The organism is Moorella thermoacetica (assembly GCF_001267405.1).
Lineage (GTDB): Bacteria > Bacillota > DSM-521 > Neomoorellales > Neomoorellaceae > Neomoorella > Neomoorella thermoacetica.
On the sequence record NZ_CP012369.1, the window covers coordinates 552,764 to 575,725 of the forward strand.

22 protein-coding genes, 2 tRNA genes, 1 other RNA gene and 2 pseudogenes are annotated in these 22,962 nt (G+C 52.1%); 24 read left to right on the top strand and 3 right to left on the bottom strand.

Going from position 1 to position 22,962, the window contains the following annotated elements; all coding sequences use genetic code 11:
* The first annotated feature begins 4 nt into the window (after positions 1 to 4).
* The 3 genes from MOTHE_RS02755 to MOTHE_RS02765 are packed head-to-tail and all read left to right on the top strand — an operon-like array spanning position 5 to position 3,527.
* The gene (locus tag MOTHE_RS02755; RefSeq protein ID WP_053094632.1) at positions 5 to 1,498 is read left to right on the top strand and encodes a sugar ABC transporter ATP-binding protein; all 1,494 of its coding nucleotides are present in this window, start codon (positions 5 to 7) and stop codon (positions 1,496 to 1,498) included.
* Positions 1,499 to 1,518: 20 nt separating this feature from the next.
* Entirely contained in the window at positions 1,519 to 2,514 is a 996-nt protein-coding gene (locus MOTHE_RS02760) for an ABC transporter permease subunit (protein ID WP_053094633.1), read from the top strand.
* A 59-nt stretch (positions 2,515 to 2,573) separates the two neighbouring features.
* Positions 2,574 to 3,527 (top strand): sugar kinase, encoded by a 954-nt coding sequence (locus tag MOTHE_RS02765; RefSeq protein ID WP_011392152.1) that lies wholly within the window; start codon positions 2,574 to 2,576, stop codon positions 3,525 to 3,527.
* 59 nt (positions 3,528 to 3,586) lie between these two features.
* Here the strand turns inward: MOTHE_RS02765 and MOTHE_RS02770 are convergent, their stop codons facing one another.
* The 3 genes from MOTHE_RS02770 to MOTHE_RS02780 form a co-directional block, all read right to left on the bottom strand.
* Positions 3,587 to 4,060 (bottom strand): 2-thiouracil desulfurase family protein, encoded by a 474-nt coding sequence (locus MOTHE_RS02770; protein WP_011392153.1) that lies wholly within the window; start codon positions 4,058 to 4,060, stop codon positions 3,587 to 3,589.
* Positions 4,061 to 4,210: 150 nt separating this feature from the next.
* A complete protein-coding gene (locus tag MOTHE_RS02775) occupies positions 4,211 to 4,483 on the bottom strand; it encodes a DUF2442 domain-containing protein (RefSeq protein WP_011392154.1) in 273 nt (90 codons plus the stop codon).
* A gap of 11 nt (positions 4,484 to 4,494) precedes the next feature.
* Complete coding sequence (locus MOTHE_RS02780) at positions 4,495 to 4,743, bottom strand: DUF4160 domain-containing protein (RefSeq protein ID WP_053094634.1); 249 nt, start codon at positions 4,741 to 4,743, stop codon at positions 4,495 to 4,497.
* A 181-nt stretch (positions 4,744 to 4,924) separates the two neighbouring features.
* Between MOTHE_RS02780 and rnhA the strand changes: the two genes are divergently transcribed.
* The 21 genes and pseudogenes from rnhA (at position 4,925) to MOTHE_RS02870 (ending at position 22,962) form a co-directional block, all read left to right on the top strand.
* Complete coding sequence (gene rnhA / locus MOTHE_RS02785) at positions 4,925 to 5,383, top strand: ribonuclease HI (protein ID WP_011392156.1); 459 nt, start codon at positions 4,925 to 4,927, stop codon at positions 5,381 to 5,383.
* Between the two features lie 67 nt (positions 5,384 to 5,450).
* On the top strand, positions 5,451 to 5,609 hold the full coding sequence (gene rd, locus MOTHE_RS02790; protein ID WP_011392157.1) for a rubredoxin: 159 nt from the start codon (positions 5,451 to 5,453) through the stop codon (positions 5,607 to 5,609).
* Positions 5,610 to 5,793: 184 nt separating this feature from the next.
* Positions 5,794 to 6,399, top strand: a complete 606-nt coding sequence (locus tag MOTHE_RS02795; protein ID WP_011392158.1) for a flavodoxin family protein — start codon at positions 5,794 to 5,796, stop codon at positions 6,397 to 6,399.
* Between the two features lie 12 nt (positions 6,400 to 6,411).
* On the top strand, positions 6,412 to 7,401 hold the full coding sequence (locus MOTHE_RS02800; RefSeq protein ID WP_011392159.1) for a deoxyguanosinetriphosphate triphosphohydrolase: 990 nt from the start codon (positions 6,412 to 6,414) through the stop codon (positions 7,399 to 7,401).
* Positions 7,402 to 8,020: 619 nt separating this feature from the next.
* Positions 8,021 to 9,838, top strand: coding sequence for a DNA primase (gene dnaG, locus MOTHE_RS02805; RefSeq protein WP_011392160.1), 1,818 nt, complete (start codon positions 8,021 to 8,023; stop codon positions 9,836 to 9,838).
* Positions 9,835 to 10,920: an RNA polymerase sigma factor RpoD gene (gene rpoD / locus MOTHE_RS02810; RefSeq protein ID WP_011392161.1), complete on the top strand. Its 1,086-nt coding sequence runs from the start codon at positions 9,835 to 9,837 to the stop codon at positions 10,918 to 10,920. The genes dnaG and rpoD overlap by 4 nt, the downstream gene beginning before the upstream one ends.
* A 179-nt stretch (positions 10,921 to 11,099) precedes the next feature.
* A tRNA-Asn gene (locus MOTHE_RS02815) sits at positions 11,100 to 11,174 on the top strand.
* Positions 11,175 to 11,178: 4 nt separating this feature from the next.
* Positions 11,179 to 11,253: transfer RNA gene (locus MOTHE_RS02820), tRNA-Ile, on the top strand.
* Positions 11,254 to 11,303: 50 nt separating this feature from the next.
* The gene (locus MOTHE_RS02825) at positions 11,304 to 12,050 is read left to right on the top strand and encodes a tRNA (adenine(22)-N(1))-methyltransferase (RefSeq protein WP_053094635.1); all 747 of its coding nucleotides are present in this window, start codon (positions 11,304 to 11,306) and stop codon (positions 12,048 to 12,050) included.
* Complete coding sequence (locus tag MOTHE_RS02830) at positions 12,023 to 13,135, top strand: Nif3-like dinuclear metal center hexameric protein (RefSeq protein ID WP_011392163.1); 1,113 nt, start codon at positions 12,023 to 12,025, stop codon at positions 13,133 to 13,135. The genes MOTHE_RS02825 and MOTHE_RS02830 overlap by 28 nt, the downstream gene beginning before the upstream one ends.
* A 146-nt stretch (positions 13,136 to 13,281) precedes the next feature.
* Positions 13,282 to 13,698, top strand: an RNA gene (rnpB, locus tag MOTHE_RS12590) — RNase P RNA component class A.
* A 134-nt stretch (positions 13,699 to 13,832) separates the two neighbouring features.
* Positions 13,833 to 14,129, top strand: coding sequence for a group II intron maturase-specific domain-containing protein (locus MOTHE_RS02835; protein ID WP_053095211.1), 297 nt, complete (start codon positions 13,833 to 13,835; stop codon positions 14,127 to 14,129).
* Positions 14,130 to 14,340: 211 nt separating this feature from the next.
* Positions 14,341 to 14,472: pseudogene (locus MOTHE_RS12695) on the top strand (transposase); the annotation flags it as partial.
* 198 nt (positions 14,473 to 14,670) lie between these two features.
* Positions 14,671 to 15,690 (top strand): LacI family DNA-binding transcriptional regulator, encoded by a 1,020-nt coding sequence (locus MOTHE_RS02840; protein ID WP_011392165.1) that lies wholly within the window; start codon positions 14,671 to 14,673, stop codon positions 15,688 to 15,690.
* A gap of 36 nt (positions 15,691 to 15,726) precedes the next feature.
* A pseudogene (gene tnpA, locus MOTHE_RS02845) lies at positions 15,727 to 16,026 on the top strand (IS66 family insertion sequence element accessory protein TnpA); the annotation flags it as partial.
* A gap of 232 nt (positions 16,027 to 16,258) precedes the next feature.
* The gene (locus MOTHE_RS02850) at positions 16,259 to 17,203 is read left to right on the top strand and encodes a dihydrodipicolinate synthase family protein (RefSeq protein WP_011392167.1); all 945 of its coding nucleotides are present in this window, start codon (positions 16,259 to 16,261) and stop codon (positions 17,201 to 17,203) included.
* A 272-nt stretch (positions 17,204 to 17,475) separates the two neighbouring features.
* Positions 17,476 to 18,858: an MFS transporter gene (locus tag MOTHE_RS02855; RefSeq protein WP_162490026.1), complete on the top strand. Its 1,383-nt coding sequence runs from the start codon at positions 17,476 to 17,478 to the stop codon at positions 18,856 to 18,858.
* A 219-nt stretch (positions 18,859 to 19,077) separates the two neighbouring features.
* Positions 19,078 to 20,655: a phosphoenolpyruvate carboxykinase (ATP) gene (gene pckA, locus MOTHE_RS02860; RefSeq protein WP_011392169.1), complete on the top strand. Its 1,578-nt coding sequence runs from the start codon at positions 19,078 to 19,080 to the stop codon at positions 20,653 to 20,655.
* A gap of 556 nt (positions 20,656 to 21,211) precedes the next feature.
* Positions 21,212 to 22,102, top strand: a complete 891-nt coding sequence (locus tag MOTHE_RS02865; protein WP_053094637.1) for a nucleotidyltransferase domain-containing protein — start codon at positions 21,212 to 21,214, stop codon at positions 22,100 to 22,102.
* Positions 22,103 to 22,109: 7 nt separating this feature from the next.
* Positions 22,110 to 22,733 carry a Cap15 family cyclic dinucleotide receptor domain-containing protein gene (locus MOTHE_RS14200; protein ID WP_011392171.1) on the top strand — a complete coding sequence of 208 codons (624 nt, stop codon included), beginning with the start codon at positions 22,110 to 22,112 and terminating at the stop codon, positions 22,731 to 22,733.
* A gap of 16 nt (positions 22,734 to 22,749) precedes the next feature.
* Positions 22,750 to 22,962 carry a hypothetical protein gene (locus MOTHE_RS02870; protein WP_053094638.1) on the top strand — a complete coding sequence of 71 codons (213 nt, stop codon included), beginning with the start codon at positions 22,750 to 22,752 and terminating at the stop codon, positions 22,960 to 22,962.

A 22,962-nucleotide genomic window follows, 5' to 3' on the forward strand; every position in this document is an offset into this window, starting at 1 on the left:
TACCATGGCCTCCCCACTCTTACAACTAAGGGGAATATCAAAATCCTTTTCGGGGATTAAGGTCCTCGATAATATCGACCTGGATATTTATCCCGGGGAAGTTCATGCTCTCCTGGGAGAAAACGGCGCCGGGAAATCAACACTAATAAAAATAATCTCCGGAGTCTACCAGAGAGACTGTGGTACCATAACATTTAAACAAAAACCGGTGGAGTTTACCAATACTCGCCAGGCCCTGGATGCAGGGATTAGTGTTATACACCAGGAACTCAGTCTTATTCAGGATTTAAGTGTAGCTGAAAATATTTTTTTAGGGCGAGAATCCATTAAATCGAGAGTTTTTATTGATAAAGAAAAAATGGTTAGCGAGACCATAGCTATCGCCCGTTCCCTGGGTATTGATCTGAAACCATGGGCGATGGTCCGGGACCTCAATGTAGCCGAGCAACAGATGGTAGAAATAGCCAAGGCTGTGTCCTGCAATGCCTCACTGGTTATTATGGATGAGCCAACCTCCTCCCTCTCTGATCGTGAAACTGAGACCTTGTTTAAGATTATCAAGCGCTTAAAAAAGGATAACGTGGCTGTTATCTATATTTCCCACCGTTTAAAGGAACTCGAGGAATTGGCTGACCGGCTCACTATTTTACGTGATGGAAAACTTGTAAAAACCATGGTCGGGGAGGAAATGAAGAAATATAACTGGGTTTCTTTAATGGTAGGCCGGGAGATCAAAGATTTTAGCCGGAAAGCCCAGAAACCCGGGGAAGTAATTTTGCAGGTAAAGGATTTCACTGATCCCCCGAAATACTGGGATATCAATTTTGAATTGCGGCAGGGTGAGATTTTAGGCATTGCCGGGTTGGTAGGGGCTGGCCGGACAGAAGTATTACAGGGCATATTTGGAGTTAAAAAGCCAAAACACGGTTCCCTATACCTTAACGGGCAGAAGGTACTTTTCAATTCGCCGGCTGAGGCCATCAGCAATGGAATCGGTTTCGTCCCTGAAGACCGTCGGCTCCAGGGGGTAATCTTGGCACAATCTGTCAAAGATAATATCTCCCTCCCCAGTCTATATGATAAATCGAACTATGGTTTTATAAATTTCCTTTGGGAAAACCAGGTGAGTGAAGATTATATAAAGAAAATGCGTATCCGTACCCCCTCGGCTAAAACTATTGTTAAAAATTTGAGCGGTGGCAACCAGCAGAAGGTAGCCCTGGCCAGATGGCTGGCGGCCCATGCCAAAATTCTGTTCCTGGATGAGCCAACCCGCGGTATTGACGTTAACGCCAAGGCCGAGATTTATAACTTGATGAATTCCTTTACCAGTGAGGGAGGAAGCATCATCATGGTATCCTCGGAGTTACCGGAAATTTTAAGTATGAGTGATCGAATTGTAGTCATGCATGAGGGCCGTGTGGCCGGTATACTGGACCGGCACGAAGCCAGCGAAGAAAAAATTATGGAACTGGCATGTGGAAAGATAGCCGGTTGATGCAGGGAAGGGGTAGGACGATGAATGGAGCGACCAATATTTCGAATAGCGCTAAGTTGAAGTATAGCCATCTGAATAGCATTGTTAAGGAATATAGTTTCATCTTTGTATTCCTTGCTTTATGTATACTACTCTCTATACTGGTTCCGACTTTCCTCTTGCCCCAAAATTTGTTAAATGTATTGATTCAGATCTCTATCAACGCCCTGTTAGCTATAGGTATGACCTTTGTCATTATTTCCGGTGGCATTGACCTTTCAGTGGGTTCAGTAGCAGCACTGGCAGGTATTGTCGTTACGGCTTTGCTTAAACAGTACCCGTCCAGTACGCCGATGATGTATGTAATAATTATTTTTAGTGTCCTGGCTGTGGGTATAGTCTGTGGCGGTATCTCCGGCCTGGCAATTGCGAAACTTAATGTCGAACCCTTTATAGCCACCCTCGCTATGTTGAGCATCGCCAGGGGGTTTGCCTTCGTTTACACCCAGAGCAAACCAATTTTCGGCTTGCCCCCGGCCTTTAGTTGGATTGGTCAGGGGTATATTGGCCCTATCCCGGTTATCGTGTTGATTATGATTTTTTGCCTGGTTATCGCCCACATTGTCTTATCAAAAACCTGTTTTGGACGTTATATTTACGCCATCGGGAGCAACGAAGAAGTGGCTAAATTATGCGGTATTAACGTTGCCCGGGTGAAGCTTATTATTTATGTAATCAGCGACGTCCTTTCTGCTCTGGGGGGAGTCGCTCTGGCGTCCCGTTTAGCAACAGGGCAACCGGCTGCCGCCAGCGGTTACGAGCTCAATGCGATCGCAGCGGTTGTGCTGGGGGGTACCAGCCTTTCCGGAGGTAAGGGCAGTATTGGTAAAACCATTATCGGCATTATGACCATTGGCGTTATTAACAACGGTTTAAGCCTGTTGCAAATCTCCTCTTACTGGCAGTCCATTACCATGGGTTTAATCATTATGATTGCCGTAATACTGGATAAAATCAACACCCGTAAGAAAGCCTGAGTGGAGTGTTAATTACCGGGGAGGAGAATTTCATTTCATAAATATGAAGGTGAAAACCAATGGCTAAAGTAATAACTATTGGTGAGATCCTGGTAGAAATTATGACAAAATATACTGGGCAGGAGTTTACTGCTCCGGGCGAACTCCTGGGGCCTTATCCCAGCGGTGCCCCGGCTATTTTTATCGATCAGGTGGCAAGGATGGGGGTGGAGGCAGGTATTATTGCCCGGGTCGGTGATGACGATTTTGGCCTTTTAAATCTTACCAGGCTTCGTGATGATGGCGTCGATACAAGTCATATTTATAAGACCAAGGGATATACAACAGGGACGGCTTTTGTCACATACTACGCCAATGGTGAGCGCAAGTTTATTTTTCATTTCCCCCATGCGGCGGCAGGCCAGTTAGGGCCAGCAGATGTGGATGAAAACTATATCAAAACTGCAGAGTATCTCCACGTTGTGGGTTGCTCCTTGACGGCAAGCGCCAGCTTGCGTCAGGCCATCTGGAAGGCAGTTAAAATTGCCAAAGAAAACAAGGTAAAGGTGAGCTTCGATCCTAATCTCCGCCCTGAGCTGCTCAATGAGCAGGAAATTAAGAATGTATATGACGACATCCTGGACGCCGCTGATATAATCCTCGCCGGAAAGAGTGAAATGATAGCCCTTTCAGGCGAGGGCGATTTGGTAAAGGGTATCGCCAGGCTAAAAAAGAGGGACGGTACCATGCTGGTTCTTAAAGATGGTGCCCGGGGGGCAAGCCTTTACTACGGTGAGGAATGCTATCATGTGCCGCCCGTTAAGGTTCAAGAGGTAGATCCCACTGGAGCCGGCGATTGTTTTGATGGCGCATTCATTGCTGCCCTGGCCTGTGGTAAAGGGCTGAAGGAGGCGTTACAAATTGCCAATGTAGCTGGAGCTTTAAGTGTAACCCGTAAAGGCCCCATGGAAGGTGCCGCTTTTAAAGAAGATATTTTGGCCCTTTACTCTAGGCACAATTCGAGTAAAGTGTAATTCGATTCCTTGCCAGGGTGCGGTAATACCAGGCGTCTGGTACCAATTGGTAAAGAAGGCTAAGGACTTGGATTACCCTCGCCCTTAAATTCCTCCTCGCTGATCACCTTATACCCATATTCTCGTAGAAGGGCCGTCGTTACGCCGGGGCCGGGGCGGGTCGCGCCGCTAAAGTTGCCATCGTAGATAAGCTTGCTGCCGCAGGATGGGCTCCTTTCCTTGAGGACAATTATCTCCGGGCCCACTTCCCGGGCCCTGGCCAGGGCGGCCCTGGCGCCCTGGATGAAGGCCGCAGTCACATCCCGTCCTTCTTTATCCATCACCCGCGCCCGGCCGGCCAGGACGTCATAGCCGTCACCGCCCTTGATTTCCGCCGGCGGCCGGGGGATGGTTAAACCCCCCAGGCTCTCCGGGCAGACGGGTACGGCTTTGCCCTGCCGCACCAGTTCGGCAATGACCGGTACCAGGTTGTGCCCGCCGCTGTATTTACACCTTACGCCTGCCAGGCAGGCGCTGACCAGGATTTTTCCCATTAAAGTCTCACCTGCATAAAAATAATTCTTGCGGGCTCCATATTTAAGGTTAACCGGGAAACAGTTCAATAATAATACATAAACAATATATATAAAACAAAATTGAGTTAACTATTTAGTATTAAAGCGCCTCCGGGTTTATAGCAGACATTAGCCTTCGGGAGGAGCGTCGGCGTTAGCAATTAATTCCCCGTGTTCCCAGAGCTCATACTCGCTCAAATCCAATTCATCGCTCCAGCTAATACCATAGCCGCCTGCTTCGACCCTGGCCATACTAAAAAGAAGGGGATCTTTCAAAATGTCGAAAGGAGGCATTGCTATCAAAGGTCTCATATCGTATTTCTTTATTTGACCGTTATCGAAGGCGACTATTAACGTATAATCCTTTAAAGGTTTAACATCTTTAATCCTGGGATAAAACACATATTCACCCCCTACTCCAGACCAGGAAGCTGCTTAAATTCCTTGGTTTCCCACATTATCTCCAGTTCTTTTTGATGATTTTCAGCCCATTCCACGACAAGCTTCCGGGCTCGTAACGGCATATCGCCTTCTATCATTTCCAATGTGTTGATGTTAAAAATAGCATTATACTCACCATAGAGGGCGTGAAAATGGGGTGGTAGATGTTCATTAAAAAACATCTTGATTATAATGCCATAAAACCGGGCTATGATTGGCATCGTACCGTTTTTCACCCCTTGTTTTAACGCTTTAACCGGATGCACTATTTTATATGACTAATTATATCTCTCTTCATTCATATATTCAATCTTTCACCTTGCACCGCCAGCAAACTATGGTAAAATGAAAGGGCCATATCCGCCCCTTTAGCAGGGCAAAAGGAGAAGCAGCAGCCGATAAATGAAAGAAGTAACCATCTACACCGACGGTGCCTGCTCTGGCAACCCCGGTCCCGGCGGCTGGGGCGCCGTCCTTATTTACGGTGACAAACGCAAAGAACTCTCCGGCGCCGAGCCCAGCACCACCAACCAGCGCATGGAGATCACGGCGGCCATCGCTGCCCTCAGGGTCCTGAAGGAGCCCTGCCGGGTGCATCTTTACAGCGACAGCGCCTACCTGGTCAACGCCTTTCGCCAGGGGTGGCTGGCCCGTTGGGAGCGGAACGGCTGGCTCACCGTCAAAAAGCAGCCGGTCGAAAACCAGGACCTCTGGCGGGAGCTACTCCAGGTGGCTTCCCGGCACCAGGTAGAGTGGCTGAAAGTCAAAGGCCACAGCGACAACCCGGAAAACAACCGCTGCGACGAGCTGGCCCGGGCGGCCATTGCCGCCCTGCGCCGGCAGGAAATTCCATCATCGTAGCGAATACATACCCTTATCCCGGCGTTGCCATCTGCGGTAACGGGTACTAAAAAGGGAGGGAAGCAAAATGGGTAAATGGTCCTGCACGGCCTGCGGCTACGTCTATGACCCCGCCAAAGGCGATCCCGAAGGCGGCATCGCCCCGGGTACGGCCTTTGAAGACCTGCCCGACGACTGGGTCTGCCCCAATTGCGGCCTGGGCAAAGAGAACTTCGAACCCCTCTAAAAAGCGAACAGGTAGAAAAGCTCAGGCGGCGCCGACCGGGCGTCGCCTGAGCTTTTCTGTACGGTGAGGGAGGACTGGCCGCCGGGATAAAATTCCAGTTGTCCGGCAGGAGAAGGAGTAACTATGTCGAAATTAAAGTTTAACGCTAAAATTTGCTCCTTAATAGCAAAGGGTGATCGCAAAGATGCTTATTGTAGGCTTAAACGGTAGTCCCAAAAAAGATGGCAATACCGCCTTTTTAGTGCGCGAAGGCCTGGCAGCGGCTGCTGCAGCCGGGGCGGAGACGGCCCTTATCCATATCGCCGACGCCATGGCTGACCAAAAAATACCTTACTGCACCCAGTGCAGCAACCCCTGCCAGGGGGCCTGTTCCCGCCACAACCGCCTGGGCGAAGCCTTCGATCTCCTGCGGCGGGCCGACGGCCTCCTCCTGGGCAGCCCGGTTTACTTCGGCAGCGTCTCCGCCCAGCTCAAAGCCTTCTGGGATAAAAGCCGCATCTTACGCAAAGAAAAGGCCCTCCTCAATGTGGTCGGGGCCGGGGTGACCGTCGGCGGCGCCCGCTTCGGCGGCCAGGAGACCACCATGAAGGCCCTCTTCGATATGATGCTCGTCCAGGGGATGATCCTGGTGGGCGACGGCCATACGGAAGCCGACTGCGGGCACCAGGGCAGCTGCGGCCAGGCTCCGGCGAGCAGCGACGAATTCGCCATCCGGCGGGTGCGCCTGGCGGGCAGGCGCCTGGCGGAGGTAGCGGCGGCCACCATGACCTTACGCCGGCACCGCGCCTAGGGGGGTGAGGGTATGCTCCTGCGGGAAGAAGCCGAAAAGCGAGAAGAGATCCTTTTGAGCCCCCTGGCCAGCCTCAGCAGCCGCACCCGGGGCCGCCAGAAACCGGAGGAGCCCTGCCCCATCCGCACCGAATACCAGCGCGACCGCGACCGTATCATCCACTGTAAGGCATTCCGGCGCCTGAAGCATAAGACCCAGGTTTTTATCGCCCCCGGCGGCGATCACTACCGCACCCGGCTGACCCACACCCTGGAGGTAGCCCAGATCAGCCGCACCATCGCCCGGGCCCTGCGCCTCAATGAAGACCTTACCGAGGCCATCGCCCTGGGCCACGACCTGGGCCATACGCCCTTCGGCCACTCCGGGGAAGAAGCCTTAAACGAGGTCGTGCCCGGCGGGTTCAAGCACAACCTCCAGAGCCTGCGAGTGGTGGAGGTCCTGGAGGGGGGGTCGGGCCTGAACCTTACCTGGGAGGTCCGCGACGGCATCGCCCACCATACCGGCCCGGTCAAACCCGGCACCCTGGAAGGCCGCATCATCTGTTACGCCGACCGCATAGCCTATATCAACCACGACATCGACGACGCCATCCGGGCCGGGATCATCGTGCCGGAACAGCTCCCGAAGGCCTGCCTGCGGGTCCTGGGCGACAGCCATCGCCAGCGCATCGATACCATGGTCACCGACCTCATCCACCACAGCTGGCGAATGGGCCAGATCGGCATGAGTCCGGAGGTCCAGCAGGCGACCGACACCTTGCGCGCCTTCCTTTTCGAAAAAGTATATATCGGTTCCCGGGCCAAGGCGGAAGAAGGCAAAGCCAAAAGGCTCCTCCAGCAGCTCTACCGTTATTACCTGGAAAACCCGGAGGAACTGCCCCCGGCCGCCAATCCAGGCGACGACCTGGCCCGGCGGGCCTGCGACTACATCGCCGGCATGACGGACAGCTACGCCATCCTCCAGTACACCCGTATTTTTGTCCCCAGGGGTTTTCCCACCTAAAAAAGGGAAGGTGCCGGAATCTCTTCGCCCGTCAAGCTATCCGCTCGTTGACGAAGCGTGCGGCAGGATTCCTTCACCTTCCGGTAAATATTATAACCGCCGGCCGTCCGGCCTATACAGGAACCGGGGAAAAAGAAGGAGTACCGGCTGGTACTCCTAAAAATTTAAAAAGGGAGGTTTAAAAAGGATGAAGGTATTGCCCTTCAACATATAGTATAGCATAAGAATAATTAAAAGTCAGCCGGAGGGGGAATTTTCAGCGTCACTTCCGGCAAGGTTGCAGTCCGGGGGATTTACTGCCGGGTTTTAAAGTAAGGCTGGAAAATAGCCAGGATGACCCCCCGGTAAAAGGCATACAGGGTGCTGCCGCCGATGAGGGCGATTAAAATCAAAGCTACGGCCTTGGCCATGTTGCCACCTCCAGTAAGCTAATATTACCGCCTGCAGAGGTGCTATATACAGGTAAGAGAAGGTATAATCTGGTAAAGCGGGACAAATAATAGGAAAAAGCGAAAATCAGGGCTGGAAAAGAGGATATTTCGTTCTGATAGCGAATTGTATATGAGCATCGGGTCCTTTAGTTTAATGTGGCCAGGGACTAGATATCGAGGTGGTGTCCATGACAACCGCCTTCAACCAGGATGTGATTCATGAGGTTAAAGACCGGATAGATATAGTGGAAATTATTGGTGGCTACGTTCAGCTCAAGAAACGGGGCCGTTCCTATGTCGGCCTGTGCCCCTTTCATAACGAAAAAACACCGTCCTTTACCGTCAGTCCCGACAAGCAGGTATTCTATTGCTTCGGCTGCGGCGCCGGCGGTGATGTCCTGACTTTCCTCATGAAGCGGGAAGGCCTCAGTTTTCCCGAAGCCCTGGCCGCCCTGGCTGCCAGGGCCGGCGTCGAGCTGGTAGGGGAAGAAGAAACCCCGGCGGCCCGGCGGCAGCGGGAGCTAAAAGAGCGCTTGTACCGGCTGGGGGCAATAGCTGCCAGCTTTTATTATCGCATCCTGGCCCGGCACCCGGCCGGGGCTCCGGCCCGGAGTTACCTCCAGAGGAGGGGAATCAAGGGCGTTACGGCACGCCAGTTCGAACTCGGTTTCGCCCCCGATGCCGGTGCCGTCCTGGTCAACTACCTGCAGCGCCAGGGCTTTACGCCGGAAGAGATCGAACAGGCGGGTTTGAGCCTCAGCCGGCCGCCCCGGGGCCTGGTCGACCGTTTCCGGGGGAGGTTGATGTTTCCTATCAAAGACAGCCGCAGCCGGGTCATCGGTTTCGGTGGCCGCGTCCTGGGGGAAGGCCAGCCAAAGTATTTAAATTCCCCCGAGACCATATTATTTCATAAAGGCCACCACCTCTTCGGCCTGCACCTCTCCCTGCCCGGCATTCGCAAAGAGGGCCGGGCCATTCTGGTAGAAGGTTATATGGATATGATTGCCGCCTGGCAACACGGGATTGACAACGTCGTAGCCTCCCTGGGCACGTCCCTGACTCCAGCCCAGGCCCGGGAATTAAAAAAATACGCCCGGGAGGTAATCATCGCCTACGACGCCGACACCGCCGGCCAGGCAGCCACCCTGCGGGGACTGGATATCCTCGCGGCTGCCGGCCTCCAGGTCCGGGTGCTGCAATTGCCCGAAGGTAAAGACCCGGACGAGTTCCTGGCCGCCCGCGGGCCGGAGGCCTTCCGGGAACTGGTCGCCGGGAGCCAGGGCCTCATGGAGTTCCGGATTCATAAAGCCGTCAGCGAGCATGATGCCGGCACCGCCGCGGGCCGGAAGGCCATCATGACCGCCCTCCTCCCTTACCTTCGCCAGGTGAGGGACGCTGTAGAACAGGAGACCTACGCCCGCCTCCTCAACCGTTATACAGGGATATCGGAAACGGCTATTTTAAACGACATTCGCCGTCCGGAGGCCCGGCTGGATAGGGCAGTAAAAACCACGTATATCAGGGACGGCCGGGCTGGAGGGACTGCGGCCCCCCACCAGGCAGAACTATTCTTATTGCGGGCCTACCTGGCCAGCCCCGCCCTGGCAACCAGGATTGACGCCGAACTCGGGGAAAACTGGTGCCGGGACCAGGCCGCCAGGGACCTGGTGGCCGCCGTCAGGGAGCGACGCCGGGAGAATCCGGAACTTACCGGCCCGGATCTGGCCGGTATCCTGACCCCGGGGAGGGAACCGCAACAGGAAGCCCTGCTGGCCCGGTTGACCCTGGCCGAAGATCTGGGGCCGGTGGAAGAGCGGGCGGTAAACAAGGCCATCCGCCTGCTGAAGCTCCAGCAGTTGCGCCGGCAAAGCAAGTCTTTATGGCTCGCCCTGGCCCGGGCGGAAGACACAGGTGACCAGGAACAAGTCCGGGAACTCCAGGGAAAGATCTTTCACCTCCAGCAAACCATCAACTCGTTAAAACTAGGAAGGGGGGAGTTACGGTGAAAGAAGAACAGCAAAAGCAAATGGTCAAGGAACTGATTGAAAAGGGCAAGAGCCAGGGGTCCTTAACTTACAGTGAGATTATGGATGCCCTTCAGGGAATAGAACTCTCCCCCGAACAGATTGACGATATCTACGAGCAGCTGGGCCATATGGGCATCGAGGTGGTGCCCGAAGCGGCTGAGCTGGAAGCCCTGGAAAAGGAAGACAGCGAAGCCGGGGAGACAGATCTGGATCTCTCCATTCCCGAGAATGTAGCCATAGATGACCCGGTGCGGATGTACCTGAAGGAGATTGGCCGGGTACCCCTGCTGACCCCCGAAGAAGAAATCGAGCTGGCCAAGCGCATGGAGGCCGGCGACGAAGAAGCCAAGCGCCGTTTGGCCGAGGCCAACCTGCGCCTGGTGGTCAGCATCGCCAAGCGCTACGTCGGTCGCGGCATGCTCTTCCTGGATCTCATCCAGGAAGGCAACCTGGGCCTTATAAAGGCGGTAGAGAAATTCGACTACCGTAAGGGTTACAAGTTTAGCACCTACGCCACCTGGTGGATCCGCCAGGCCATCACCCGGGCCATCGCCGATCAGGCCCGGACCATCAGGATCCCGGTGCATATGGTGGAAACTATCAATAAATTAATCCGCGTGCAGCGGCAGCTCCTCCAGGAACTGGGACGGGAACCCACCCCGGAGGAGATCGCCCACGAAATGGATATCCCCGTAGAACGGGTACGGGAGATCCAGAAGATCGCCCAGGAACCGGTATCCCTGGAGACACCCATCGGCGAGGAGGAAGACAGCCATCTGGGAGACTTTATCGAAGACGAGGACGCCCAGGCACCGGCAGAAGCGGCTTCCTTCATGCTCCTGCGGGAGCAGCTAGAGGAGGTCCTGAACTCCCTCACCCCCAGGGAAAAACGGGTCCTGCGCCTGCGCTTCGGCCTCGATGACGGCCGCGCCCGCACCCTGGAAGAAGTGGGCCAGGAGTTCGGCGTCACCAGGGAGCGTATCCGCCAGATCGAGGCCAAGGCCCTGCGCAAGCTGCGCCACCCCAGCCGCAGCAAGAAACTCAAGGACTACCTGGAATAGGGGAATAGCGGCAGTCGGAGGCTGGCGCCGGAAGCCGGTCCCAGGTTTAAAACGCCGGGCAGATTGGCCCTGGCTCATCCGGCGCCGGCCAGGGACCTTCCAGGCAACGGCCCGGGGACAGCCTTACATCTGGCTGTTGACCGGAGTGGCATTCTGGAGTATAATATAAACGGTGGTTTTCCTCGGTAGCTCAATGGTAGAGCGCCCGGCTGTTAACCGGGTGGTTGCAGGTTCGAGCTCTGCCCGGGGAGCCAGAAAGGGCCCATAGCTCAACGGTAGAGCTGCCGGCTCATAACCGGTTGGTTCCTGGTTCGAATCCGGGTGGGCCCACCAAAAAACGTCGGAGCAAGGTCAGCAGCTGGAGGTCAAAAAGAAACCGGGGCGTGCTGACCTTTTTAAATGCCCTTATGACTACTACCAGTTTTAACTTGCCGGCCCGTCTCCGCGTTGTGGCCGGCCTTGTCCCGTGGGGCAGCAGCGTCGCCGATATCGGTAGCGACCACGCTCTACTGCCCCTTTACCTGGTCGCCAGCGGCCGCTCACCCCGGGTGATCGTCGTGGAGGTGGCGCCGGGGCCTTACCGCCGCGCCCTGGCCGCCGTTACGGGTGCCGGCCTTACAGGACGGGTTGAGGTGCGCCGGGGCGACGGCCTAGAGCCCCTGCGGCCGGGAGAAGTAGACACGGTGACCATGGCCGGCCTGGGAGCCCTTACCCAGCAGGAAATACTGGCTGCCCGGCCGGAGGTCCGGCAGCGGCTGCGGCGCCTGGTACTCCAACCCCAGGGGCAAGCCGGCCCCTTGCGCCGCTATCTCGCGGCCTGCGGCTGGCGGCTCCTGGAGGAGGACCTCGTTTATGAAGCCGGCCACTACTACTTCATCATGGCCGCCATCCCGGGCGTAAGCCCGGAGTACAGCGACCTGGAGTGGGAGCTGGGCCCCCTGCTCCTCCAAAAGCGTCATCCCCTCCTCGCCGGTTATATTGCGGATAAAATGGAAAAACTAACAGCAGCCGTCCGGGAACTCGGCCGTAGCCAGAGGGCGGCTGCCCGGGAGCGGCGGGAGGAGTTACAACGCCTGCTGCTCCAGTTAGGGGAGGTAAGCACATGGCTGCAAAGTGCGGCGAGATCATAGCCATTATGGAAGCCCTGGCCCCGCCGGAACTGGCTGCCGGCTGGGACAACGTCGGCCTCATGCTCGGCTCGCCTGAGGCGGAGGTCAGACGCGTCCTGGTATGCCTGGACGTAACCCCGTCGGTAGCCGCCGAGGCTGCCGCCCGGGCCGTTAACCTGATTATCAGCCACCACCCCCTCTTCTTCCGGCCGGTGAAGAACCTGCGCTTTGACGAGCCCGTGGGAGAACTGGTGCGGCGCCTCCTCCAGGATAACATCATGGTCTACTCGGCCCACACCAATATGGATAGCGCCGACCTGGGGGTCAGCTACCACCTGGCCTCCAGGCTGGAGCTGGAGGACATCCGGGTCCTGGTCCCCACCCACCGTGAGAAGTATTACAAGCTCGTCACCTTCGTCCCCGAAGACCACGAAAAGGTCGTTCGCGAAGCCCTCACCCGGGCCGGAGCCGGCTGGATCGGCAACTACTCCGACTGCACCTTCCGGGTGGCCGGTACCGGCACCTTCATGCCCCTGGCCGGCACCCGTCCCTATACCGGTGAAGAGGGCAAATTGGCGGAGGTCAAAGAGTACCGCCTGGAGACCATCATCCCCACCGGCCGGCTGCCGGAGGTCCTGCGGGCCCTGCTGAAAGCCCACCCCTACGAGGAAGTGGCCTATGACGTGTACCCCCTGGCCAACGAAGGACCGGCCCAGGGCATCGGCCGCACCGGCGTGCTGCCCCAGGCCGTCACCCTGGAGGAATTCGCCCTGCGGGTGAAGGAGTCCCTGGGGGCCGGCCGGGTCAACCTGGTGGGCGACCGGGAGCGTAAGGTCAAAAGGGTGGCCGTCTGCGGCGGCGCCGGCAGCGACGTTATGGCCGCCGCCCGGGATGCGGGGGCGGAAGTCCTGGTCACCGGGGACCTCAAGTACCACGAAGCCCGCACGGCCCAGGCCATGGGCCTGGCCGTCGTCGACGCCGGCCATTTCGCCACCGAAAGGCTGATTGTCCCGGCCCTGGTGACCTATCTCCAGGAACAGTTGCAGGAGCGCGAGGTGATGGTCCTGGCCTCCCAACAGGAACAGGAACCCTGGTACGCATTATAAGAGGAATTAATAGGCGTCAGGGGGACTGGCCATGAGTTCCAGGGCAAAAGGAAAGAATTTTAATAACTGGTTGATAATAACAGTGTATTGACATCCATAGGCTGAAATGATATACTGAATACCTACAGAAAAGTAAATACTGCTTTTGAGTAAACCGGATGGTCGCAGGCGCTTGCAAGCGCCTGAGGAAAGTCCGAGCTCCGCAGGGCAGGGTGCTGGATAACGTCCAGTGGAGGCGACTCCAAGGATAGTGCCACAGAAACAGACCGCCCAGCACTCAATTCGACAGTTGAACCCGGCCTGCTATAAGTATCCTTAATTTCAGGTTCGGGCCTCACCTGTCGAGTTGAGTGCTGGGTAAGGGTGGAAAGGTGAGGTAAGAGCTCACCAGCGGTTAGGCGACTAACCGGCTCGGTAAACCCCACCTGGAGCAAGACCGAATAGGGGGACAAAAGGGGTGGCCCGCCCCGTCCCCGGGTAAGGTCGCTTGAGGCGCCAGGCAACTGGCGTCCTAGATAGATGACCATCCACGACAGAACTCGGCTTACAGGTTTGCTCAAAAGCAGTTTTTTTATTGGTTATAGTAACACGCGCCCTAAAAGCTGCTTTCAATACAAACATGAAGCCGAGGCATTCTACCGGGCACTGGGAGCAAGGGTGGCCAAATTCTCCCTATCCGCAGCAGAGCGTGCAGAGGATGAAGGAATGGATAAAAGGGAACCCCACGCTGCCAGCGAAAGTGCTCATGGCCCTTCTCAAAAGAAAGCTCATAGGTTATCACCACTACTACGGGATAACCGATAACAGCAAGCGCCTCCTGGCATTCCACTACATTGCCAGGTGTATGCTCTTCAAGTGGCTAAATCGTAGGAGCCAGAGGAAGAGCTTTGACAGGGAGAAATTCAGGAGGTTCCTGGAAAAGTTCCCATTACCAAGTCCAAGGATATATGTAAATATCATGGACATTCGGTTGCCGCCGGCATACATGGCGTAAAGGATTCTTTGAGGAGCCGTGTGCGTTAATTGCGCCAGCACGGTTCTGTGAGGGGGGTATGCCGCGAGGCATACCTTCTACTCGACGTGAACGTCCAGCCCTCATATGTGCTATAATTAATCTTACCAGCCTCCTTAGTTTGTAGCTCTGTATTGGTCTCTATTGTACCAATATAACCTACGTATCGCTACTACTAGCGGAGCGAGCAGGCTTGCTGCTGGCCCTCATGGAGATGGTGATTAACGGGGTATCGACGCGTAAGGTTAAGGCCGTGGTCGAGGAACTGTGCGGTACGGAGTTTTTCAAGTCGACCGTATCTGAGCTATGTAAACGACTTGATCCCTTCGCTCAGGCTCCTTGCCAATCAAGGCAACACGGGCATTCTCCATGTCAAGGGTCTCCACTTAGCTCTGAATAAACGGCCGCTTGAATTGAATAAGACCAAAATGTTTACCCACTTAAAGTAGCGAGGAGCCATAAGTTTTGAAAGTAACGCTTCGAAACTATATCATTTCAGGTTTTGTGGGGAGGGTAATAACAAGTGGATAACCCTTCGATTGTAGACGTTGCAAAACGTGCCGGAGTATCAATTACTACCGTTTCACGAATAATTAATAATACATCGTACCCAGTGGCTGCCAAGACACGGGAAAAGGTATTGAAAGCAATTGAGGAATTACACTATAGTCCAAATAAAATTGCGCAGAGGCTAAAGAAAAGTACTAGCGATATAGTGGGGTTAATTGTCCGGGATGTTTGCGATCCGTATTTTGCAGAGATAGCTAGGGGAGTAACGGATAGAGCAAGCCAAGTTGGCTATCTGTGTTTTTTATGTAATACCGGACGTAATCTTGAAAACGAATTTAGATACCACGATCTCCTCTGGCAACATAGAGTTAAAGGCATAATATTAGCTGGAGGCGGCCTTGACCAACCGGATTATAAGCAAATACTTCAGAAGCAGCTTGAGAGACATGAGAAATATGGGTTAAAAATTATTGCCTTAGCGCCTCAGGGATTGGAAATGCCGTATGTTATGATAAATGATTATGAGGCCGGAAAGAAAATCACAGAGTACCTGATTGAGCGAGGACATAGAAAAATCGGTTTTATTGGTGGTCCAGAAAAAGTATTCACTTCCAAAGAGAGACTAAAAAGTTATAAAGATGCGATGGATGCTATCGGAATGAAGTGCGAGGAATATATTATTCACTGCGATTTTTCACGAAAGGGGGGTTATGAAGCCTGTAATCTACTTCTTTCCAAGGTACAAGATTTAACAGCGATATGCTGCGTAAACGATAACATAGCTATTGGGGCAATTAGTGCTATTAAAGAACATGGATATAAAATTCCGGAAGATATTTCAATCATCAGTATAGGTAACATTACTGAAGCAAAATACACAGATCCTCCTCTTACAACGCTCTCAATTCCCCATTATGAAATGGGTCAGCTCGCTATAGATGTCATAGCTGAAGGGAAAACGGATGTTAGAATCATTTTAAACACCCGTATTATTGAGAGAAAATCAGTTGATTTTTCTCAGAAAACAAGGTGAGGAGATTTTTATTATGACCAAGCCGAACGGCAAGCGCTATGGGAAACCCGGATAGCCGAATATAAGATGAGCGGGCAAAGTGTTAAAGAATGGTGCGCCGCCCATGAAAACGTTAGCAGGCAATTATGGGACTGGCTGCGGAAGTATAAAAACCAGGACGGAATTGCCCGGGGAAAAACAAATCGATGGCTGCCGGTAGAAATAACCGAGCAGACTTCTATAGAACAGGGCCATACTTTACTGGTCAAAATAGGACTGACCAGCATCGAGGTAAGACCCGGCTTTGATCCCGCCTTGCTCGCCCAGGTAGTCTGGGTGCTGATAGCGTTATGCTAAACGGCTTTTCAGCGTAATTTTATAAATGCTTTACCTATTTGCGTTTGATGTCCAAAAGTAGGGGGTTAGCCCGATAGGACGGTGACATAGAGCCAAATTAAGGTTGACACCATAGAAAACGTTTGCTATACTAACAGCGTAGAAAACGTTTTCTACAAAAAATTATTGAAGGTTTCATTCTTAAGTGGCCACGGAAAGAATGAACCAAATATAAAAAGGGAGGAAGTCTGAGATGCGCGAAAAATGGAGTGGAATTTTTCCTGCGATCATGGTCCCGCTTAAAGAAGACTATACCATTAATGAAAAAGAGTTTAGAAATTATATTGATTGGTTGCTTACCTTTACTGATCAGGGAATAACAGGTCTTGTAACTAACGGGCATACGGGAGAAATATCGGGTTTCAATCCGGAAGAAAGAAAGCGCATCACAAAGATTGCTGCCGAACAAGTTGCGGGCAGATGCTTGGTTGTATCAGGGGTTTCGGCGGAAGGAACCTTTGAAGCAATAGAACAGGCCAAAGCAGCGCAGGAGGCAGGTGCTGATGGAATTTTGCTAATGCCTCCGCATATTTGGCTGAGATTTGGTATGAAGCCGGAGTCTGCTCTCAAGTTTGTGCAGGATGTTGCCTCAGCCATCGATATTAAAATTATCATTCATCTTTATCCCGCTTCGACGAAGGCATTTTATCCCATTGAACTTCTATTAGAAATGGTAAAAATTCCTAACGTAGTAGCTGTCAAGATGGGAACTCGTGATATGCCAATGTATGAAAGGGATGTTCGGATTTTACGCCAAAAGGCACCTGAAATAGCGTTACTAACTTGTCACGATGAAAACTTGCTATCTACAATGATACAAGGTGTTGATGGTGCACTGGTCGGCTTTGCCGGCTGCGTTCCGGAATTGGTTACTGCTTTGTTCCAAGCTGTTCAAAAGGAAGATTTGAAAGAAGCGAAAAAGATTAATGAAAGATTATTTGGGGTTTCAAGTGCTATTTACCAAATTGGTCAACCTAGCGGGGAAGCTCATGCCCGTATGAAAGAATTCCTGTGTCAGCGGAAAGTATTTTCACTGCCATTAATGAGGCCACCCATTGTTCCTCTCGATCAAAAAGAAAAAGATAAGGTGGCAAAGGCAGTGGCTGATTATGGAATAAGTATAGTTAATTTAGTTTAACTAAGTTAAGTTGTCAAGGTATTGACACAATAAAAAGTGCTTATCGTTCCCTTTTTTATGGGATGGGCATGTTGAGCATGGTGGTCTTTTGGGCGGCGCCGAGGGGAGGGCTGACGACCGGGGTCCCCGCAGGTGGTAAAGGCGTCGCCCTCAATTTAAATATTTCAATAATATTTTAAGAAATAGTTGGCAACAGAGATTAATTGTTCAATTTTAGGGAGTCAGGCCGGAGTTTTTAAATGAACTTAGGTGAATTATGGGGGAATTTTTATATGGACCAAGTAAGAAATAAAATTTTGGATTCCGGCATGCGCGGAAGTTCTATAACCAATCAATCCTCACAACTCATTACACGAATAGAAAGCGTTCCTTTTTCGCGCTGGCACATCAAGCCGCGTGTGATTATGGGCAGCGCTACCTTTTTTGATGCATTTGACACCTTATCCCTCTCATATGCTATGCCGGTATTAATAGGGCTATGGCATTTGAATCCAGGCCAAATCGGAATACTTATTGGCATTGGATATCTTGGACAGGCTATAGGTGCGCTATTGTTCGGATCGATTGCCGAGCGTTTTGGCCGCGTTTTTAGTGCGAAATGGGCCACTTTAGTGATGTCTATAATGGCTATTGCTTGCGCCTTTGCAGGAAATTACAATGAGTTGGTGGCACTGCGTTTTATACAGGGAATCGGTGTTGGTGGCGAAGTTCCTGTAGCAGCCGCCTATATTAATGAAATTTCTCGTGCTTCTGGTCGGGGTCGTTTCTTCATGCTTTATGAGATGGTTTATCCTATTGGATTGATGGTAACTGCCCAGCTTGGGACCATTATTGTACCAAGCCTGGGGTGGAAATGGATGTTCTTCATAGGCGGTGGAACAGGCATAATCATTGTTCTACTTATGAATTTGCTGAAGGAATCACCTCGCTGGCTTATTTCCAAAGGACGGTTCGAGGAGGCCGAGCGCATAATTGAAGAGATTGAGGCAAGCACCGACCAACGCATACCTGTCAATATTAAGGGAACTCAGGAGGCAGTTAAAGGTAACTGGAAGGAGTTATTCTCACCATTCTACCGGGGGAGGACAATAGTCGTTTGGATGTTATGGTTTTCAACATATTTTGTTTCAAACGGCCTGAATAACTGGTTACCCAGTCTGTACAAGACAGTCTATAAACTTCCCCTACAGACTTCTTTGCGGGCAGCATCGCTTACAAACCTTATCCAAATAGTTGCTGTATTTGCATGTGCGATGCTAATTGATAAGGTAGGCCGTAAATTATGGGCAACTATAGCATTTCTCGTGGCTAGTTTGCTTCTTGGAATACTTTGGATAAACGGTGCAGCGACTGCCTACAGCGTCATGTACCTTGGGTCGTTAGCTTATGGCGTCATTGGCACGGTAACGGTTCTGCTTTATTTGTATACTCCGGAAATTTATCCAACCAGGATGCGAGCAGTTGGAACAGCATTTGCTACTACATGGTTGCGTCTCGCATCAGCAATTGCTCCTACCATAGTAGGATTTATTTTAGGGACTAGAGGGATTTCCAAGGTTTTTGCACTATTTGCATGTGTTAGCGTTATTGGTGCTTTTATGGCTATCCGGATGGTTGAAACGAGGGAAAAGATGTTAGAAGAGATTGCACCCTAATAAATAATCTAAAAAACGTTCGACATGGTCATTTCTTTAGAATATCCGCTGCACAACCTGTTTGGCCGCATTCTGCCCAAAATCTATGGCCGCCGGGTTTGCTCATTAAGCCTGTCGGGCTACTTGCCAGACAGGCTGATGCCGCCTGGCGGCATGGACGTTTTGAGATATATTACTGAAGATCATATATCATATAGAGTGAGAAAGAGGGGAGAGCTTATGAGTAATACTTATGGTTTAGAGCGATTGGGCATCATTAATCCTGGCACTATTTATCGTAACCTGCCGATGGCCCGGCTGGTTGAAATAGCCCTGGCCCGGGGAGAAGGCCTCCTAGCTTCCAATGGGGCTTTAAGCGTTAATACCGGCAAGTACACCGGCCGTTCCCCCCACGACAGGTATATCGTGGACACTCCCGCCGTTCACGACAGCATCAGTTGGGGTGCCGTCAACCAGCCCGTGAGCGAGGCGACCTTTGAACGCCTCTACAGTCGCCTGACCGCCTACCTCCAGGGAAAGGATCTCTTCGTTTTTGACGGCTTTGTCGGGGCCGATCCTGCCTACCGCATGCCTATCAGGATTGTCAATGAGTATGCCTGGCAGAACCTGTTTGTCCACCAGCTTTTTATCAGGCCGACGGCGGAAGAACTGGCCGGGCATGAGCCCCGGTTTACCGTTATCTGCGCTCCGGGCTTCAAGGCCATTCCGGAGGAAGACGGTACCCGTTCCGAAGCCTTTATTATTTTAAACTTTGACCGGCGGCTGGTGATCATCGGCGGTACCTCCTATGCCGGCGAGATGAAAAAATCCATTTTTACCGTCATGAATTATTTGTTGCCAGAGCAAGGTGTTTGCCCCATGCACTGCTCGGCTAACATGGGCCCGGCAGGCGATACGGCCCTGTTCTTCGGTCTTTCCGGTACCGGCAAGACTACCCTGTCGGCCGATCCGGAACGCTACCTTATTGGCGACGATGAGCATGGATGGTCGGACAAGGGCATTTTTAACTTTGAAGGCGGTTGTTATGCTAAGTGCATCAAGCTCTCCGCCGAGCATGAACCCCAGATCTGGAATGCCATCCGTTTCGGCAGCGTCCTGGAGAATGTGATGGTAGACCCCGATTGCCGAATCATTGACTACGACAGCGATGCCCTGACGGAAAACACCCGCGCTGCCTACCCGGTAGATTTTATCCCTAACGCCGTCATCCCCGGGGTGGGTGGCCATCCCCAGACGGTGGTTTTTCTCACCGCTGACGCCTTTGGCGTTATGCCGCCGATAGCCAAACTCACCCGGGAACAGGCCATGTACTATTTCCTGTCCGGTTATACCAGCAAGCTAGCCGGTACCGAGCGGGGGGTTACCGAGCCCAAGGCGACTTTCTCGACTTGTTTCGGGGCACCCTTCCTGCCTCGGTCGCCCATGGTTTACGCCAACCTCCTGGGGGAAAGGATAGCCAGGCATAACGCCAGCGTTTACCTGGTCAATACCGGCTGGACAGGGGGGCCCTATGGCACTGGCCGGCGTATGAGCCTGCCCTATACTCGGGCCATGGTCAGGGCGGCTTTAAACGGTGAACTGGATAAGGTGGAATTTACCCCCGACCCTGTTTTCGGCTTCCTGGTACCTAAAGCCTGCCCCGGAGTCCCGGCTGAAATTCTCAATCCACGCAACACCTGGGCAGAAACGGAAAAATATGATGCCATGGCTCGCAAGCTAGCCAGCCTCTTCAGGGAGAACTTTGCCAAATTTAAGGACGTACCGGTCAGCATCCAGGAGGCCGGAGTGGTTGGTTGAAAAACGCAAATTCTTGGGGTAGTAGAAGCCGCAGGCCTGTCTTTCCGGCCGGACCTTTGCCACAGCTTTGGCCAGGGTTCCTTGTCAGCCATCCAGATAAAGTCCTGCCCCTGCAGTACCACCGGTACCCGGCGCTCCCCCTGCATCTGTTAAGGATACCGCCCGGTGAATGATCCGTTCACCGAAGCGGTTTTTTTATTGGTCGCAGACCCGGTCCAGGCTCGCCTGTCTTTCCATCAGGCCGAAAAGGTCCTCCTTGCGTACTGTGGCAAGAGTTCATCAAGAAGCTAATGTCCATACATTTTGAGGCAGGTATATAAATCACGGTTACAGCGCTGAAAAAAGATACGTTACCCAAGTTTTCAAAACTACCCCCTGCCGGGTAGCTCGACCGAAGATAGTTAACATGTTAACATATGTTAACACTAGTAACGACAGAAGATAATTGTTAACAAAAAAATTGCAGGATTAATCCCCTGCATGGCGAATTATACCTCCAGAGTAAATTATAGCACTGGCTATTGGTTACCTGGTCACTCTGGAAGGGACTGGTGCTATGCCGATACCGGAAAAACAGCTTGAAACATGGGCTCACCAGGGTGCGATCTCTACCGCTAAGTCCACGCATGAGTCTGTGCGAAACGCCTTGTTCGAAAGTAAATCATTAAGACAAATGGATTTGGATGTTTACTTGCAGGGCTCCTACAAGAACAGTACTAACATACGTGGAGATAGCGACGTTGATATTATCGTCCAACTCAACTCTGTATTCATCCCAGACACCTCTGGGCTTTCGTCATCCGAAAGGGAGCAGTTCGTGATGACCTATGGTGATGCTGCATACTCCTGGGATAATTTCAGAATGGATGTTCTTAAGGCTCTGAGGGAATATTACGGCTCCAAAGCAATCACCGAGAGTAATAAGTCAATAAAGGTAGCAGGAGTATCTGGTAGGCTCCCATCCGATGTAGTAGTCTGCCTCCAATATCGTAAATATAGACGTTTTCGCGGGATAGGGGACGAGGACTATATAGAAGGCATTATTTTTTATACCTTGGTGGAACGAAGAAAGGTTATTAACTACCCCAAGAAACACTATGTCAACGGGGTTAACAAACAAAAAAGAACTGATAACTTTTATAAGCGAACCGTAAGAATGTTCAAGAACGCCAGGACCTATCTAGTGGATAACGGAACGGTTGACGCAAAACTCGCGCCGTCATACTTTCTTGAGTGCCTCCTGTACAATGTTCCAGACCGGTTTTTTACTACCAGCTATCAAGAGACATTTTATCAGGTACTCAAATGGTTGTGTCAGACCAACCTTTCAGGGTTTACATGTCAAAATGAACAACTACCCTTATTTGGATCTTCACCAGAGCAGTGGTCTGAAACGAGAGCCCAGAAATTGATAGAGAGCCTTATTAAGTTGTGGAACCAGTGGTGAGAGACACATGCACCCCTACGCTGTAAATTCTAGGGAACGATTATATGTTCCTTGTTATCTCGCGTTTATAAGTATGATTTCTGCATACCTGTTACCCTATGTATTGTCACTGATAGGGATTAGCGCACCTTGGTGGTTAGATGTTCCTTCGGTTTTTGGTTTCTATGGCATTTACCTTGCGCTCTTTGATCGGTACTTGTGGCGGTGGCCGCTGTTACGTAAAATAGGTGTGGTGCAGGTTCCGGTATTCGAGGGACATTGGGAGGGATATCTCTGTTCGTCTTTCGATGGGTATGGTCAAAGACATAGAGTAACCGTTACCATTTACCAGCGATGGACTGAAATTAGCATTAGTTTGAAATCCCCAACTTCTAGCTCACGAAGCCTGATTGCATCAATTACTCTGTATCCGGCGCAGGGCCCGGTACTAGTTTACGAGTACGAAAACCGGCCCAAAGCGAACGCACAGCCGACTATGCATATACATTATGGGACTGCCTGCCTTAACCTTTTATGTGGGGGTACGAGGCTTTTAGGTGAATATTATACTGGCCGTGACAGGCAAAATTACGGTACCATGGAACTTGAGAAATGTATGTCGCCAGCCACTTTGAAGTTCAATTCTTTTTGAAAGATGGGGGATATTAGTGAAGCTACGAGACCTGATCAAGCAGATGCAGACTAACTACTACAAGATGCTGGTAATCGTGGACAACGGGCGCCAGCCGGAAAAAATCATCAGGCCTTTACAACAAGAGGGATGGACCGCTGTTGATGTAACCGATGCCGTGCTCAAGCTTATTGAGAGCATCCCCGAACGGATTAACCCCCGCAGATTGGACATATGCACCCGACATTAA

Bases quoted from the DNA above. Each gene is read 5' to 3' on its own strand.
- MOTHE_RS02755 (WP_053094632.1), top strand. From the start codon at position 5: ATGGCCTCCCCACTCTTACAACTAAGGGGAATATCAAAATCCTTTTCG.
- MOTHE_RS02760 (WP_053094633.1), top strand. From the start codon at position 1,519: ATGAATGGAGCGACCAATATTTCGAATAGCGCTAAGTTGAAGTATAGC.
- MOTHE_RS02765 (WP_011392152.1), top strand. From the start codon at position 2,574: ATGGCTAAAGTAATAACTATTGGTGAGATCCTGGTAGAAATTATGACA.
- MOTHE_RS02770 (WP_011392153.1), bottom strand. From the start codon at position 4,060: ATGGGAAAAATCCTGGTCAGCGCCTGCCTGGCAGGCGTAAGGTGTAAA.
- MOTHE_RS02780 (WP_053094634.1), bottom strand. From the start codon at position 4,743: ATGCCAATCATAGCCCGGTTTTATGGCATTATAATCAAGATGTTTTTT.
- rnhA (WP_011392156.1), top strand. From the start codon at position 4,925: ATGAAAGAAGTAACCATCTACACCGACGGTGCCTGCTCTGGCAACCCC.
- rd (WP_011392157.1), top strand. From the start codon at position 5,451: ATGGGTAAATGGTCCTGCACGGCCTGCGGCTACGTCTATGACCCCGCC.
- MOTHE_RS02795 (WP_011392158.1), top strand. From the start codon at position 5,794: ATGCTTATTGTAGGCTTAAACGGTAGTCCCAAAAAAGATGGCAATACC.
- MOTHE_RS02800 (WP_011392159.1), top strand. From the start codon at position 6,412: ATGCTCCTGCGGGAAGAAGCCGAAAAGCGAGAAGAGATCCTTTTGAGC.
- dnaG (WP_011392160.1), top strand. From the start codon at position 8,021: ATGACAACCGCCTTCAACCAGGATGTGATTCATGAGGTTAAAGACCGG.
- MOTHE_RS02830 (WP_011392163.1), top strand. From the start codon at position 12,023: ATGGCTGCAAAGTGCGGCGAGATCATAGCCATTATGGAAGCCCTGGCC.
- MOTHE_RS02835 (WP_053095211.1), top strand. From the start codon at position 13,833: ATGAAGGAATGGATAAAAGGGAACCCCACGCTGCCAGCGAAAGTGCTC.
- MOTHE_RS02850 (WP_011392167.1), top strand. From the start codon at position 16,259: ATGCGCGAAAAATGGAGTGGAATTTTTCCTGCGATCATGGTCCCGCTT.
- MOTHE_RS02855 (WP_162490026.1), top strand. From the start codon at position 17,476: ATGGACCAAGTAAGAAATAAAATTTTGGATTCCGGCATGCGCGGAAGT.
- pckA (WP_011392169.1), top strand. From the start codon at position 19,078: ATGAGTAATACTTATGGTTTAGAGCGATTGGGCATCATTAATCCTGGC.
- MOTHE_RS02865 (WP_053094637.1), top strand. From the start codon at position 21,212: ATGCCGATACCGGAAAAACAGCTTGAAACATGGGCTCACCAGGGTGCG.
- MOTHE_RS14200 (WP_011392171.1), top strand. From the start codon at position 22,110: ATGCACCCCTACGCTGTAAATTCTAGGGAACGATTATATGTTCCTTGT.